The sequence below is a fragment of the Ruegeria sp. AF7 genome (assembly GCF_056541885.1).
On the sequence record NZ_JBQFYX010000031.1, the window covers coordinates 1 to 14,514 of the forward strand.

Consider the following 14,514-nt stretch of genomic DNA (forward strand, 5'->3'; position numbering starts at 1 on the left):
TGAAGACAATGGCGACACCCGCCGCCCTGCTGGCGTCCACCAGCATGGCATATGCCGAAGACGTCGGGGTGCTGCACTGGTGGACTTCGGGGGGCGAAGCTGCTGCCCTTAACGTCCTGAAGGATGATCTGTCCGGCCAAGGCATCGGCTGGCAAGACATGCCAGTCGCTGGCGGTGGTGGTACAGAGGCGATGACGGTGCTGCGTGCTCGTGTCACATCCGGCAACCCGCCAACTGCCGTGCAAATGCTTGGGTTTGATATTCTCGACTGGGCCGAGGAAGGTGCATTGGCCAACCTCAATGACGTGGCTGCCGCCGAGGGCTGGGATGCCGTGGTTCCTGAAGCTTTGCAGTCCTTTGCCAAGCATGACGGCAACTGGATTTCGGCACCGGTCAACGTGCACTCAACCAACTGGGTCTGGGCCAACAAAGCCATCCTTGATGAGCTCGGCATCGCACAACCAACCAGCTGGGACGAGTTTGTCGCTGCGCTAGAGGTCGTCGAAGCATCTGGTAAGATCGCTCTGGCCCACGGGGGTCAGGCTTGGCAAGACGCCACGATCTTCGACGGCGTGGTGCTTTCCACCGGTGGCATTGATTTCTACCGGCAGGCCTTCGTCGACCTTGATCCGGAAGCACTGGGTTCTGACACGATGGTTGTGGTGTTCGACCGCATGGCAACCCTGCGTAGTCACGTGGATGACAACTTCTCGGGTCGTGACTGGAACCTCGCTTCCGCAATGGTGATCAACGGTGAGGCTGCATTCCAGATCATGGGAGACTGGGCTAAAGGCGAATTCATCAACGCCGGTCAAGTGCCGGGTGAAGACTTCCTTTGCTTCCGCGTGCCCGGCTCGGAAGGAACTGTGAGCTTCAATGCCGACCAATTCGCGATGTTCGGCGTGACTGGTGATGACGCTGTCAATGCCCAAAACGCCATGGCCGCATCGATCATGTCACTTGAGTTCCAATCGGCGTTCAACGTCGTAAAGGGTTCTGCGCCTGCGCGCACGGACGTACCGAATGATGCGTTCGATGCATGTGGTCAGCAGGCTATGGCTGATCTCGCAGAAGCAGCTGACTCTGGGACCTTGATCGGATCGATCGCGCACGGTCACGCCAACCGAGCTGCGGTCAAGAACGCGATCTATGACGTCGTGACCGCCCATTTCAACGGCGAATTCGACTCGGCCACAGCGGTCGAGGAACTCGTAACCGCCATTGAGATCAATCAGTGATCCCAAGCTAAGCCGGGAGGCGCGCGATTGTGCGCCTCCCCCTGCAGAAAGGAATCCGAAACATGACGATGACTGTTCCAAAGACGTCGGCACGGCCCGCTCGACAAAGCGGTGACTGGCTGCGTGACGCGATCCCGAAACTGGTTTTGAGCCCAAGCCTCTTTATCGTCCTGGTGTTCGTTTACGGGTTCATCTTCTTCACTTTCTACCTGTCATTCACGGACAGCCGCATCCTGCCGACTTATGAACTGGTTGGTTGGTTGAACTACGAGCGGTTGTTCCGGATCCGGGCCTGGGACATCGCGGTTGTGAACCTGCTGATTTTCGGCTCGCTTTACATTGTGATCTGTTGCGTGCTCGGCCTCTTGCTAGCGATCCTGCTTGATCAGAAGATCCGCGCAGAGGGTTTCATTCGCACAGTCTATCTCTACCCGATGGCACTCAGCTTCATCGTGACCGGCATTGCGTGGAAATGGTTCCTAGATCCCGGCATCGGGCTACAGGCCGTGGTGCAATCCTGGGGCTGGGAAAGCTTCACTTTCACCTGGATCAAGGACAGCGACATGGCGATTTACACCATTGTCATTGCCGCCGTCTGGCAGACAAGTGGGTTCGTCATGGCAATGTTCCTTGCTGGACTGCGCGGCATCGACAATGAGGTAATGAAAGCAGCCCAAATTGATGGTGCTTCAACCGTCGCGCTTTATCGCCGCATTATCATCCCGCAGCTACGTCCCGCGTTCATGTCGGCTTTCGTGGTTTTGGCCCACATGGCAATCAAGTCTTATGACCTGATCATCGCACTGACTGGCGGTGGACCTGGCACAGCAACCGAGATGCCAGCAACCTTCATGTATTCCTATACCTTCACCCGCAACCAGATGGGGATCGGTGCGGCTTCGGCCACGATCATGCTCATGTCGATCGCTGCCATTATGGTGCCCTACATATATTCAGAACTGAGGGAGAAAAAGTGATGGCTGGTTCCTCTGCTTCTCAACAGGTGATCCGTACTGGCGCAGGAGCTCGCTTCGCGATCTACACCGTGCTGATCATCTTCTGCCTTTACTACCTCGTGCCGCTCTATGTGATGGTCGTGAATTCTCTGAAACCACTGTCCGAAATCACCGCAGGCGGGATGATGTCGCTTCCGAAGGATTGGACAATTGCGCCTTGGTCGAGCGCTTGGTCGACGGCGCAGGTTGGCGTCGAGGCCACGGGTCTGCGTCCATACTTCGTCAATTCGATCCTGTTGGTTGTCCCGACCGTGGCGTTGTCGACAATTCTCGGGGCGATGAATGGTTATGTCCTGACCAAATGGCGTTTCCGCGGTGATACAATCATCTTCGGCCTGCTGCTCTTTGGTTGCTTCATTCCGTTTCAAATGGTGCTGATTCCGATGGCGCGGATGCTGGGTTTGATGGGGTTGGCTGGAACAGTACCGGGTTTGATTTTTGTACATCTTGTGTATGGAATCGGCTTCTCGACCTTGTATTTCAAGAACTACTACCAGCAATTCCCGACCGAGCTCGTGCGGGCGGCGATGATCGACGGGGCAGGGTTCTTTACGATCTTCCGTCGCATCATGTTGCCGGCCTCAGGTCCGATCGCGGTGGTCTGCATCATCTGGCAATTCACCAACATCTGGAACGACTTCCTGTTCGGGGCCTCGTTCTCTGACTTCGATAGCCAACCGATGACAGTCGCTCTCAACAACCTCGTTCAGGCGTCTCATGGCGTCAAAGAATACAACGTGCACTTTGCCGGGGCGATCCTGGCCGCACTTCCCACACTTCTCGTCTACATAGTCGCGGGACGCTACTTCGTCCGCGGTTTGATGGCAGGCTCTGTGAAAGGATAATTCAATGGGTTTTCTCGATATCAACAACGCAACGAAATCCTATGGCGCCGTGAAGGTTCTTCACGAGACTGAAATCTCAGTTGACGAAGGCGAGTTCCTCGTTCTGGTCGGCCCTTCGGGATGCGGAAAGTCCACTCTCTTGAACATGATCGCCGGGCTGGAAGAAGTCACCAGCGGCGACATTGCAATCAAGGGTCGGTCGATGACCGGGGTAAAGCCTGCAGACCGGAACATCGCAATGGTGTTTCAATCCTACGCACTCTACCCGACAATGAACGTGGGCCAAAACATCGCCTTCGGACTGGAAATGCACGGCGTGCCGAAATCCGACCGCGATAAGGCCGTAAGTCAGGTCTCTGATCTTTTACAAATCGACCATCTTCTCGACCGGAAGCCTGGGCAGCTCTCGGGTGGACAGCGGCAGCGTGTCGCCATGGGCCGCGCCTTGGTGCGTGATCCGGATGTTTTCTTGTTCGACGAACCTCTCTCGAATCTAGACGCCAAACTTCGCGTCGACATGCGGACCGAGATCAAGAAACTTCACCAGAAGCTCGGCACCACCATCGTCTATGTAACCCACGACCAGATCGAGGCTTTGACACTGTCGACCCGGATTGCGGTTATGTTCGGCGGCCACGTCCAACAATTGGGCACACCCAAAGAAATCTACGACCGTCCCGCCAATATGTTCGTGGCCGGTTTCATGGGATCGCCTTCAATGAACCTATTTCCGGCAAATGTCGAAGAGGAGAACGGCAAAGCGGTTGCCAAGGTTTCGCTCGCGGATGGATCGGTTGTCAGCCTGCCTTTCCCGGACCGTAGCAAAATGACCAATCATGCCGGGCGTGAAATCGTCTTAGGCATCCGCCCTGAGGCGATCACTGATCCAGATGGGGCAGATCGCAACAGCCAATCGGTTCATCAGATTGAGGCATTGGTTGAGGTAACGGAGCCCGCCGGATCCGACACTTTCGTGGTCACGCATCTGGGCGGCAAGGAAGTCACCGGACGATTTCGGGCTGATGTGGACGTCGGGGCGGGGAAGATATTTCCGTTCGCAATCAACATGGAAAAGGCGGTCGCCTTCGATCCTAAATCGGAAGAGCGGATCTCTGCATGAGCGACGACGCCGATATCATCATTATTGGCTCGGGCATAGGCGGCGCAACAATGGCCGCCGCCTTGGCCCCAACTGGGAAGCGCATTCTGATTTTGGAACGCGGAGAACATTTGCGCCCGTCGGCATATGATCGCGACGAAAGGGCGATTTTTGTTGATGGGCGGTATCGCCCGGATGAGGAGTGGCTTGATGGTGATGGCAAACCCTTCAATCCGGGTAACTACTACAATGTCGGGGGTAATTCGAAATTCTACGGTGCGGTCCTCATCCGCTATAGGGCAGAGGATTTTGAACCGATTTCGCATTTGGGCGGTTCGACACCTGGCTGGCCAATCAGCTATGATGAGCTCGAGCCCGACTATTGCCGAGCGGAGGAGCTCTATAGCGTTAGAGGTCGCTTGGGTGATGACCCGACCGAACCACACCATTCAAAGCCTTACCCACACGGACCCGTGCCGGACGAATCTGCCATTGCGGATCTCCGAACGCGGCTGTCATCGGCGGGATTGCATCCCGGTTCGCTCCCGCTCGGGGTCGATCTCGACCGATGGCTGTCGCGTGCCAGTACACCTTGGGACGCCTTTCCGGACACCATCGGTGGCAAGATGGATGCTGAAAGTGGGGGGCTGAAAGCAGCCCTGGCGCACGGCAACGTAAAGCTGCGTACGAACGCTCGCGTTGAGCGTCTAAGGGCCGACGATAAAGGCCGCATCGCAAGTGTTGAGTTAGCCAATGGCGATGAGCTCAGCGCAAAAGTCGTTGTTCTTGCCGCCGGTGCGGTACAGAGTGCTGCGTTGTTGTTGGCCTCGGCGGACGAGGCCCATCCGAAAGGGCTAGCTAACCAATCCGACCAGGTTGGCCGCAATTTCATGAACCACAATTGTTCGGCTGTTCTGGCCATGCATCCGCTGCGACGAAACGATTCGGTTTACCAAAAGACATTGATGGTCAATGATTTCTACCTGACAGGGGGTCCCAACGGCAAACCACTGGGTAATGTGCAGCTTCTGGGCAAGATCTCCGGAACGATCCTGTCGTCCGCTTCACCCGTCCCACGCATTATCGCAAATTGGATCGCCGCACACTCTGTTGACCTCTACGCAATGTCGGAAGACCTGCCCAATCCCGACAGCCGCGTGACGCTGCACGATGGCCAAATCAGATTGGATTGGCGGAGATCGAATTGGGAAGCCCATGAAGGGCTTGTGAAGGCCCTCAAAAAATCTTTGAGACGCGCCGGCTATCCCGTTGTCGTATCGCGACCGTTTGACCGGCGCACACCCTCTCATCAATGCGGCACGGCGCGTATGGGACATGATCCCGCAGGAAGCGTGGTCGACACGTACTGTCGCTGCCACGATCACCCAAATCTCTACATTTCGGACGCGTCGGTATTGCCTACGTCTGCGGCGGTGAACCCAGCGTTGACTGTGGCAGCGCTGTCGCTCCGTGCTGCCGAACACATTAGAAAGACTGACCTCGAGCTCTGACAGGTATCGCGCAACAAGGAGTGCCCCATGGGCAATGGATACGACTTCATCATCATCGGTGGCGGCTCTGCTGGTTCTGTGCTTGCCGGACGGCTGTCTGAGGATCCTACGGCAAAAGTCTTGCTATTAGAGGCAGGCGGTAGTGATCGTCACCCGTTCTATCACTTGCCAGCCGGGTTCGCGAAAATGACTAAGGGCATTGGATCCTGGGGCTGGGACACCGTTCCGCAGAAGCACATGCAAGGCAAGGTTTTTCGTTACACGCAGGCCAAGGTCATAGGCGGGGGTTCGGCCATAAACGCACAAATCTACACGCGCGGGAATGCGCAGGACTACGATGATTGGCGTCAGATGGGATGCGATGGTTGGGGCTACGATGACGTATTGCCCTATTACAGGAAGGCCGAGGACAACGAGACCTACGAAAATCGCTATCACGGCAAAGGCGGTCCGCTTGGCGTCAGCGAACCGCGCGCGCCATTGCCAATCTGCGAGGCCTATTTTGATGCAGCCGCCGAAGTGGGCATCCCACGCAACCTAGACATCAACGGTGAATCCCAGGATGGCGTCTGTTACTATCAGTTGACCCAACGAAACGTTCGGCGATCCTCAGCGGCAATGGCCTATGTCGCTCCAAACCGCCACCGCAAGAACCTGACCGTGAAACTTGGCGCCCAGGTGCGCCGCTTGATCGTCGAGCAAGGAAGAGCGACCGGAGTCGAACTCGTTGACGGCACTCGGCTAAGTGCCAATGCAGAAGTGCTGTTGTGCTCGGGTGCTATCGGCTCGCCACGCCTTCTTCAGCTCTCAGGGATCGGCCCTGCCGATCACCTAGCCTCGCTTGGAATCGATGTGGTGCACAACCAGCCCGAAGTTGGCTCAAACCTGCAGGACCATCTGGACCTATACTGCATCAGCGAGCTGTCGGGGCCCTACAGCTATGACCGTTATGCGAAACCGCATTGGGCCGCGTTGGCCGGCCTACAATATATCTTCGGGCGCAAGGGGCCGGTGGCGTCGTCGCTCTTCGAGACCGGTGGGTTCTGGTATGCCGACCCAGAGGCCCGCTCGCCCGACATCCAGTTCCACCTCGGTCTCGGTACCGGCATCGAACATGGCGTGGCAGCGATGCCCCAGGGCGGTGTAACATTGAACTCTTGCTACTTGCGACCGCGGTCGCGCGGCAGCGTCCGTCTGCAAAGCGGCGATCCGGCCAAGGCGCCGCTGATCGATCCCAACTACCTGCAGGATCCGTTGGATCGCGAGATGTCGATCCAGGGGCTTAAGTTGACGCAAGAAATTCTCGCGCAATCGGCGCTGAAGAAATACATTCTGGCTGAGCGTCTGCCGGGGCCGGACGTGAAGACAGATCAAGACTATTTCGACTTCATCTGCGAGCATTCCAAGACGTCGCACCATTGCGCTGGCACCTGCCGGATGGGCGCAGATGACGGCGCGGTGGTGGATCCGCAGCTTCGGTTCAAGGGGATCGACGGGCTGCGCGTGGTCGACAATTCAATTATGCCGACGGTGCTTTCGTCGAACACCAACGCTGCGGCTATCATGATCGGGGAAAAGGCGGCGGACATGATCAAGTCCCAGCACGGGATGGCAGAAACATGATCCGGCATATCGTTCTGATCCGGTTTCGTGCAGACGTTGGCGAGAAGAAAATAGCCGAACTGTTCGCCGAGTTACACGAAATCGAAGGTAAGCTGCCCGGCCTGATTGCGATCAACTCTGGCCGAAGTGAAAGTCCCGAAAAGATGGAACGTGGCTTCATGCACGGTTTCGTTGCCGATTTTGTCGATTGGGATGGCCTTCAAGCTTATCGAGACCATTCTGACCATCAAGCTCTGGGTAGGAAACTGATTGCGCACGCGGAGGATGGAAAGAATGGCATTTTGTGTTTCGACTTGCCGATCGGAGATGACAATTCCTGAGAAATGCTGCAAATGACGTTCATGAGACAAAGACCAACAATTATCGACGTGGCGCGAACGGCCGGTGTCTCCAAGTCGACGGTAAGTCTGGTTTTGCAGAACAGCCCCACCGTCCGCGAGGAGACCCGAGTACAAGTTCGCAAAGCCATGGCTGAGATCGGTTATGTCTATAACCGGGCGGCGGCCAACATGCGTCAGTCGAACGCGGGATTGATCGGCCTTGTCATCAACGATTTACGCAACCCTTTTTTTACAGAATTTGCGACTTCGCTTCAAATGGCATTGGCAGAAAAAGGCTACTCGGCCGTTATCGCCAACACCGACGAAAACCCCGAGCTGCAAGAGCAAATGGTAGGATCAATGATCGAGCATGGGGTTTCGGCCCTACTCATTTGTCCGGCCTATGGTGATACGAAAGCAACCTTTGATGCGATCGCGCGGGCTGGAATTCCCGCCATGCAAATGCTTCGGAAAGTGGATGATCGGCTTTCGACCTTTCCTTTCATGGCCCCAGATTATGATGCAGGCAGTCGGCTGGCGACTCGTCATTTGCTGGAGCAGGGCGCGCGCCGCGTTGCATTTGTCGGAGGACTTGATGGCCGGGCCGTCACCGAAGAACGCAAGGCCGGTTACCTTGAGATTATGCAGCAGGCCGGTTCGGAGCCGCTGGTGATGACCGGCGCCGCCAGTCGGGAATTCGGGCGATCTGCTGCGAAAATGCTGACTGACAAACATCCTGAAGTCGATGCTGTCATCTGCTTCAACGATTTGATCGCTCTCGGGTTGTTGTCAGGGTGTCATGAGATACGGCGTGACATCGGACGTGAACTCAGAGTTATCGGGTTTGATGACATCGCAGAAGCGTCCCAGACCTATCCAACCTTGTCGTCTGTCAGCTGTGATATCGCATCCCTTGGATCCGAAGCCGCAACCGTTGTCGTGTCTTGGCTTGAGGATGGCACGTCCCCGCCGCCGGAGATCCGGTCAGACGTGAGTTTGTCGGCGCGCGCGTCCAGCACCTCATAGCCCGGCGCTTCGTCAACCTGCCAGTTCAGTGACTGTGTCGGCATTGGCCAACATTGTGGAGGATTCATCGAATGAGTGTATTTAGCGAGGTTGCGAACCTGGGTGTCGTGCCCGTTATCGCTATAGAAGACGCTGCATCGGCCCTGCCGCTGGCTGACGCCTTGCTGAATGCAGGGTTGCCGATCGCTGAGATCACACTTCGCACACCTGCGGCCTTGGACGTCATCGAGGCCATCGCACGCCATAGACCCGAGATGTTGATCGGGGCGGGTACGGTTCTGACAGAACAGCAAGTGGATTCTGTGGCCGATGCGGGTGCACGGTTTGCACTGTCGCCGGGGATCGACGCGGCCACCCTCGCACGCGCCTCGGCACGCAATTTACCATTTGCCCCAGGTATTGCGTCCGCGACGGAGCTTCAGGTTGCGCTTCGGGCGAACTGCGAACTGGTCAAATTCTTCCCGGCGATGGCGGTCGGCGGTATGCAGATGTTGAAGGCCATCGCTGGTCCGTATCTGCACACAGGGATCGGGTTCAACCCCACAGGTGGCGTCAGCCTGTCCAACATGGCGGATTGGCTTTCCTACAGCCCAGTTCGCGCCGTCGGTGGGTCTTGGATCGCAGGAACCACGGATATTGCCACAGGGAACTGGGCAGAAATCTCGAACAACGCGGCAGAGGCGGTCGCCAAGGTACAGGAATTTCGCGGGCAATCGAAGTCCGAAAGGAAATCGTGAAGGAAATGAAAAGAATGGATCTGGACCAACCAATGAAGTCCCGTGTGGAAGCTGGCCTCGGGTTTATCGCGGCCCTTGACCAGAGCGGTGGATCAACACCCAAGGCCTTGTCGCTTTATGGTGTCGATGCCTCCGAATGGGACGGTGACAACGAGATGTACGAGCTGATCCACAATATGCGCAGCCGGATTGTCCGGTCGAAAGAATTCAATTGTGACCGGGTCATCGGTGCCATCCTGTTCGAAGACACCATGAACCGGACAATTGACGGCGTTCCCACCGCAAAGTTCTTGTGGGAGCGCAAGGGCGTCGTACCTTTCCTCAAAATCGACAAGGGGCTGGAACCCGCGGGCAACGACGTGCAACTACTTAAGCCGATCCCCTATCTGACTGACCTGTTGCAACGTGCGGTTGCGCACTGGATCTTTGGGACAAAACAGCGGTCGGTCGTTCTTGGGGCCAATCGAGACGGCATCAGAAAGGTCGTTGAACAGCAATTGAACCTTGCACAAGAAGTTCTGAGCCACGGTCTGGTGCCGATCATGGAGCCTGAAATCGACATCCACATCCCCGACAAGAAAGAGGCGGAAAGCATCCTGTTGGACGAATTGCTGCGCGCGCTTGATCAGCTGCCTGATGATGACAGTCGGGTGATGTTGAAAGTATCACTTCCCACCGTGCCAAATCTGTACAAACCGCTCATCACCCATCCGAATGTCCTACGCGTCGTGGCCTTGTCGGGTGGATACTCGCGCGATCAGGCAAACGAAAAGCTCGCCCTAAACACTGGAATTATTGCGAGCTTCAGCCGTGCCCTGACGGAAGGCCTCTCCAGTCAGCAGACAAACGCCGAGTTCGACACGCAACTTGGCGCGTCGATTGATTGCATTTATGAAGCTTCAACGTCCGGGTAGGATCGAACGGTGACCCGCGTCTTGAATGCGGGTCACGCTGGCACAGGTAACCCCACGGTATGGTCGGTTTGGTCTCTTACGCGGTATCGAATTCGCTGTGGTAATCAATCAGCCTCTGAATCTCGCTGCGTGCGCCGAGCATGACGGGCACGCGTTCATGTGGTGAGTTTGATTTGATATCGAGAATGCGTTGGCGACCTGTTGTTGCCATTCCCCCTGCCTGTTCAATTAGAAACGCCATCGGGTTCGCCTCGTAAAACAGACGTAACTTTCCGCCAAGATCGGCGTTCTTGCTGTCCTTTGGGTAGATGAAAACGCCACCTCGCAAGAGCACACGGTGAACCTCTGCAACCATCGAAGCGATCCAACGCATGTTGAAATCCCGGCCACGCGGACCGGACTCGCCCGCGATGCACTCATCAATGTAGCGTTTTACGGGCGGCTCCCACCACCGCGCCCGTGACGCATTGATGGCGAACTCGGAGCCATCTTCCCGGATGCGGAGGTTTCGCTGCGTCAGGCGGAACTCGCCAATGTTGCCGTCCAACGTGAATGCGTTCACACCTTCCCCAGTCGAAAGGACCAACATCGTCGACGGCCCATAGAGCGCGTATCCCGCCGCGACCTGTTCATATCCTGGTCGCAGGACCGCATCGTACGACTCTTCCTCCGGCATTTCGTCCAATCGAATGATCGAGAAAATTGACCCCACCGAAACATTCACGTCGATGTTCGACGACCCGTCCAGCGGATCGAATAGCAGCACATACCGGCCTTTCGGGAATTGTGACGGAATGGGATAAACCTCGTCCATCTCTTCCGACACCATAGCCGCAAGGACACCGCTGAATTCGCACCTGCGAAGAAAGATGTCGTTGGCGATGACGTCCAACTTCTTCTGGGTTTCTCCTTGGACGTTCTCGGTGTCCAAATTGCCCAGTACATCGGCCAGTGCGCCGCTCTTCAGGGAACTCGAGACCGCCTTGCAGGCTGTTGCGACACTGTGGAGCAGTGTAGTCAGGTCCCTGTCTGTATCGAGGCGGCGACGTTCTTCGAGAAGAAACTGAATGAGGGTAAGGGATTGATCGGGCATGAGGCACTCCTGTTTGCACGCGAATTCAGCCTGCTTTGATCGACGGGACCGAGTTCTTGGGAATGCGGGCGCCAAAATGACAAATTGTGGTCGCCGCCATGTGCTGGCCATGGTCAACGGCCTTGGGTGGGTCGATGTTCAAAAGTCGTGCGGCCAGATAGCCGGCGTTAAACGCATCACCCGCGCCAGTGGTGTCGCGGATGTCCGCCACTTCCGGCGTTGGGATCGCATATTTCTGGCCATGAGCGAAAAGGGAAACGGGGCCATGGCCGTTTTTAACCGCCACTTCGGCCACGCCATATGACGTGAATCGGTCAAGCGTTCCGTCGGGATTGGCATCGCCCCAGTGGGTGTGCTCGTCATCGAAACTCGGAAGCGCAATGTCTGTCACGTTCAAAAACGCACGGATCGACGATTGGATGTCCTGATCCGACTCCCAGAGCGCGGGGCGGATGTTGGGATCAAACGAAACACGTGCTCCTCCTGCACGTGCGTCAGTCAGAACATCAACCAAGTTGGAACGAGCTTTTGAAGACAGGATGGCAACGGTGATCCCTGAAAGGTGGATCAAGTCCGCATCCTTGATTGCCGCGGACAGACCGTCTGGATCATCTGCGAGTCTCCGGGCGGCGGCCTCTGTCCGCCAATAGCTGAAGCTCCGCTCCACGCCATCCAGTTCGATCATGTAGAGGCCCATCGTACGGTCGTCATCGCGCCCGATTCCCGAGGTATCCAACCCATCCGCATCCAGTTCCGATATGAAGGCCTCGGACAACTTGTCCTTGCCGACACGGGTCACGAAACCAACGCGTGCCGCATTTCCGAGCGCCATTCCCAAGTGCCAGGCTGTATTAAACGTGTCACCGGCGAAGCCGCGGCGGTAGAGCCCATCCCCGACGGGCGCCATCTCGACCATCGCTTCGCCGATCGCGACTGCTGTCTTTATCCGTTTCACGCGTCCCCCAGTTCGTAGATCGCGCCCGTCAACCACGCAGGCCAATCACGCTCGAAGAACGATTTTTCGGTTTTGTCGAATTGACGGTTTGGCCGTCTGGAGATCCGCATTTGATCCTGTTCCAAGCGGACAAGGATCTGCTCCGTCTTTTCGTCGTCAGTTTCGCTGCGAAATCGGTAGTCGGGCAGGGGGCCTGTTCGCGCTTCGGGGAGTGCGTCGCCTGATGATTCGCAGATCGCGCGGGCGCCGCGACTGCCACCGCCACCTTCGATATAGTGATGCAGCGCTGCCAAAACCGCCTCGGATGCCAGCGCCATCTGCTGCCATTGCAATGCGCGTCCAGCCTCGCTTGGACGGCCAAATGCAATGCCGCGATCTCGGATCGATTTATTCAGCTGCATCGCGTCGGCGAGCGCTTGAGACACCTCGGAGGGCGCGCACAAGATACCAGCCTTGTCGCTCATCCGTGCCTGAACCTCATCGCGCACCGATTTCAGATCGACGCCATCCTGAGGGCGCAGCACTGCTTCGATCTGGGCAACAGCCGATCCGATTTCGTCCTCGGCGGTACCGTGCATCGCATCGCGTGCCCTACCACTTGCCCCGAGATGTTCGGCGACCCGCGTTCCAAAAACCTGACCTGCGTTCAGGGCAGAGCCACCCGGCCGCGTCACACCGTGCGTGCCGGCCGCTTCACCGACGGCATAGATTCCGGGCACATTGGTGCGGCCCCAGATATCGACAGAAACCCCACCATTCATGTGCTGGTTGTTGACCGCGAACTCCAATGGTTCGGCGGCGATATCGACTTTGTAGCGGCGATACAGCTCTATCGCGAGTGGGTTCATGTGCCGCAACCGGTCAATGGGCAAATCATGCGTCGCACCTGCAGTGCGCAAGTAGTGGCCGACATCGTCGTCCAGCCGATCAAGGCAGAAGTCTCGATCACCAGGCACTGGCAGCGGATTGCGGTTAAAATCCATGAACACGCGGCGACCAATTTGGCCCTCGCGAAAAACCGCCAAGTCGACAAGGCTTGATCCGAAATTTAGCATTCGACTGGCGTGGAACGGCCATTGGTAGCCTTTGCGGAAGATGTTCGAGGCCACCTCCTGCGTCGTACGATAGTAGTCGGCAAGGAAGTGGTGCTCAACGCCATTCGCATCGACCGAATAGATGTGTGGAATGACCTGTACATAGGTTCCGGACAAGTTCCAGGGAAACCCTTCACGGCGCGTCCCGATGCCAAACTGACTTTCCGTGATGTTGACCAGTTCCAGTCCGGCCTCTAGGGCCATTCCCAGAGATCCAAAGCAGCCATTCGGGAAGACACTGTCGCGGTAAAGCTCGCCCGGGCCACCAGCGGCCAGAATCACCGAATTTGTCAGGAATGCCACCAGACCAAACGGGTTGTCATCTGACTGCATCTTTGGCCGCATGGCCAGGACGCCCGAAGCGCGCCGTTCTTCGCCGTCACCTTTCGTCAACAAGCGTACAACCGTCGTCTGGTTGAAAAGGGGTATATCCAGTCGCAGCGCCTCGTGCGCCAGAACCTGCACCATCAAGCGTGACGTCCTCGGGCCACAACTCGTGGCACGACCGACCTCGTCATGATCGGTTTGGTACCGCAGCGTTCCACCCAAGGAGTCCTGCGGCAGAGGAAGGCCCAGATACTGCAAAGAGGCCATTGCGCGTACAGAACCGACCGCCTCGATATACGCGGTGTCTTCGTCCATTGCGCCACCGGCGCGGATCGCTTCGGCCATTGCCTTGAAGTCATCGCCCTGGTCGGCGGTGTTGGCTGTGTGCAGGGTTTGCTTGTCGGACCCCGAACATGCCGAAGTGCCGCCCCATGCACTTTGGCTGATGATGCCAACATCGCCACCGCGACGCTTCAACTCGACTGCGGCACGCAATCCGGCAGCGCCGCTGCCAACCACGATGCATCCTGAACGGTGCACGGGGATCCGGTGCTTGCCGGCCTCTACGGTTTCCGCGAATGGGGCATCTGGGGGCAGACGCGGCATCTCGACGTCGGTCAATGCGTCGAGAACCCGCTGAGGGACTTTGAGTGTCACAATGCTCTCTCCTTCACGCCGATCTCAGGAAATCTCGACCCAGCTTTGGGACTTCGACG

At 57.1% G+C, this 14,514-nt stretch carries 13 protein-coding genes; 10 read left to right on the forward strand and 3 right to left on the reverse strand.

What is annotated here, in order from left to right; all coding sequences use genetic code 11:
• Nucleotides 1–8: 8 nt before the first annotated feature.
• From ACR0AP_RS20345 to ACR0AP_RS20390, 10 genes are all read left to right on the forward strand, one after another.
• Entirely contained in the window at nt 9–1,238 is a 1,230-nt protein-coding gene (locus ACR0AP_RS20345; RefSeq protein WP_480509068.1) for an ABC transporter substrate-binding protein, read from the forward strand.
• A 62-nt stretch (nt 1,239–1,300) separates the two neighbouring features.
• Complete coding sequence (locus ACR0AP_RS20350) at nt 1,301–2,215, forward strand: carbohydrate ABC transporter permease (protein ID WP_480509044.1); 915 nt, start codon at nt 1,301–1,303, stop codon at nt 2,213–2,215.
• Nucleotides 2,215–3,099 carry a carbohydrate ABC transporter permease gene (locus ACR0AP_RS20355; RefSeq protein ID WP_480509046.1) on the forward strand — a complete coding sequence of 295 codons (885 nt, stop codon included), beginning with the start codon at nt 2,215–2,217 and terminating at the stop codon, nt 3,097–3,099. Before ACR0AP_RS20350 ends, ACR0AP_RS20355 begins: the two co-directional genes overlap by 1 nt.
• Nucleotides 3,100–3,103: 4 nt before the next feature.
• Nucleotides 3,104–4,219, forward strand: a complete 1,116-nt coding sequence (locus ACR0AP_RS20360) for an ABC transporter ATP-binding protein (protein ID WP_480509048.1) — start codon at nt 3,104–3,106, stop codon at nt 4,217–4,219.
• A complete protein-coding gene (locus ACR0AP_RS20365) occupies nt 4,216–5,709 on the forward strand; it encodes a GMC oxidoreductase (RefSeq protein WP_480509050.1) in 1,494 nt (497 codons plus the stop codon). The genes ACR0AP_RS20360 and ACR0AP_RS20365 overlap by 4 nt, the downstream gene beginning before the upstream one ends.
• A gap of 27 nt (nt 5,710–5,736) precedes the next feature.
• Nucleotides 5,737–7,332 carry a GMC family oxidoreductase gene (locus ACR0AP_RS20370; protein WP_480509052.1) on the forward strand — a complete coding sequence of 532 codons (1,596 nt, stop codon included), beginning with the start codon at nt 5,737–5,739 and terminating at the stop codon, nt 7,330–7,332.
• Nucleotides 7,329–7,652: a Dabb family protein gene (locus ACR0AP_RS20375; protein ID WP_480509054.1), complete on the forward strand. Its 324-nt coding sequence runs from the start codon at nt 7,329–7,331 to the stop codon at nt 7,650–7,652. The genes ACR0AP_RS20370 and ACR0AP_RS20375 overlap by 4 nt, the downstream gene beginning before the upstream one ends.
• 21 nt (nt 7,653–7,673) lie before the next feature.
• A complete protein-coding gene (locus tag ACR0AP_RS20380; protein WP_480509056.1) occupies nt 7,674–8,678 on the forward strand; it encodes a LacI family DNA-binding transcriptional regulator in 1,005 nt (334 codons plus the stop codon).
• 71 nt (nt 8,679–8,749) lie between these two features.
• Nucleotides 8,750–9,415, forward strand: coding sequence for a bifunctional 4-hydroxy-2-oxoglutarate aldolase/2-dehydro-3-deoxy-phosphogluconate aldolase (eda, locus tag ACR0AP_RS20385; RefSeq protein ID WP_480509058.1), 666 nt, complete (start codon nt 8,750–8,752; stop codon nt 9,413–9,415).
• Between the two features lie 14 nt (nt 9,416–9,429).
• Nucleotides 9,430–10,329 (forward strand): fructose bisphosphate aldolase, encoded by a 900-nt coding sequence (locus ACR0AP_RS20390; protein WP_480509060.1) that lies wholly within the window; start codon nt 9,430–9,432, stop codon nt 10,327–10,329.
• Nucleotides 10,330–10,405: 76 nt separating this feature from the next.
• On the opposite strand, the gene ACR0AP_RS20395 is transcribed toward ACR0AP_RS20390, so the two are convergent.
• Genes ACR0AP_RS20395 through ACR0AP_RS20405 form a run of 3 tightly spaced genes read right to left on the reverse strand, consistent with a single transcriptional unit; the run spans nt 10,406 to nt 14,455 of the window.
• Nucleotides 10,406–11,422: a class 1 fructose-bisphosphatase gene (locus tag ACR0AP_RS20395; protein ID WP_480509062.1), complete on the reverse strand. Its 1,017-nt coding sequence runs from the start codon at nt 11,420–11,422 to the stop codon at nt 10,406–10,408.
• Between the two features lie 25 nt (nt 11,423–11,447).
• A complete protein-coding gene (locus tag ACR0AP_RS20400) occupies nt 11,448–12,377 on the reverse strand; it encodes a sugar kinase (protein ID WP_480509064.1) in 930 nt (309 codons plus the stop codon).
• Nucleotides 12,374–14,455: an FAD-binding protein gene (locus tag ACR0AP_RS20405; RefSeq protein ID WP_480509066.1), complete on the reverse strand. Its 2,082-nt coding sequence runs from the start codon at nt 14,453–14,455 to the stop codon at nt 12,374–12,376. Before ACR0AP_RS20405 ends, ACR0AP_RS20400 begins: the two co-directional genes overlap by 4 nt.
• Nucleotides 14,456–14,514: the final 59 nt, after the last annotated feature.

What these genes read in the sequence shown, in the direction of transcription:
- ACR0AP_RS20345 (WP_480509068.1), top strand. Translation starts at nt 9, where the DNA reads ATGGCGACACCCGCCGCCCTGCTGGCGTCCACCAGCATGGCATATGCC.
- ACR0AP_RS20350 (WP_480509044.1), top strand. Translation starts at nt 1,301, where the DNA reads ATGACGATGACTGTTCCAAAGACGTCGGCACGGCCCGCTCGACAAAGC.
- ACR0AP_RS20355 (WP_480509046.1), top strand. Translation starts at nt 2,215, where the DNA reads ATGGCTGGTTCCTCTGCTTCTCAACAGGTGATCCGTACTGGCGCAGGA.
- ACR0AP_RS20360 (WP_480509048.1), top strand. Translation starts at nt 3,104, where the DNA reads ATGGGTTTTCTCGATATCAACAACGCAACGAAATCCTATGGCGCCGTG.
- ACR0AP_RS20365 (WP_480509050.1), top strand. Translation starts at nt 4,216, where the DNA reads ATGAGCGACGACGCCGATATCATCATTATTGGCTCGGGCATAGGCGGC.
- ACR0AP_RS20370 (WP_480509052.1), top strand. Translation starts at nt 5,737, where the DNA reads ATGGGCAATGGATACGACTTCATCATCATCGGTGGCGGCTCTGCTGGT.
- ACR0AP_RS20375 (WP_480509054.1), top strand. Translation starts at nt 7,329, where the DNA reads ATGATCCGGCATATCGTTCTGATCCGGTTTCGTGCAGACGTTGGCGAG.
- ACR0AP_RS20380 (WP_480509056.1), top strand. Translation starts at nt 7,674, where the DNA reads ATGAGACAAAGACCAACAATTATCGACGTGGCGCGAACGGCCGGTGTC.
- eda (WP_480509058.1), top strand. Translation starts at nt 8,750, where the DNA reads ATGAGTGTATTTAGCGAGGTTGCGAACCTGGGTGTCGTGCCCGTTATC.
- ACR0AP_RS20390 (WP_480509060.1), top strand. Translation starts at nt 9,430, where the DNA reads ATGGATCTGGACCAACCAATGAAGTCCCGTGTGGAAGCTGGCCTCGGG.
- ACR0AP_RS20395 (WP_480509062.1), bottom strand. Translation starts at nt 11,422, where the DNA reads ATGCCCGATCAATCCCTTACCCTCATTCAGTTTCTTCTCGAAGAACGT.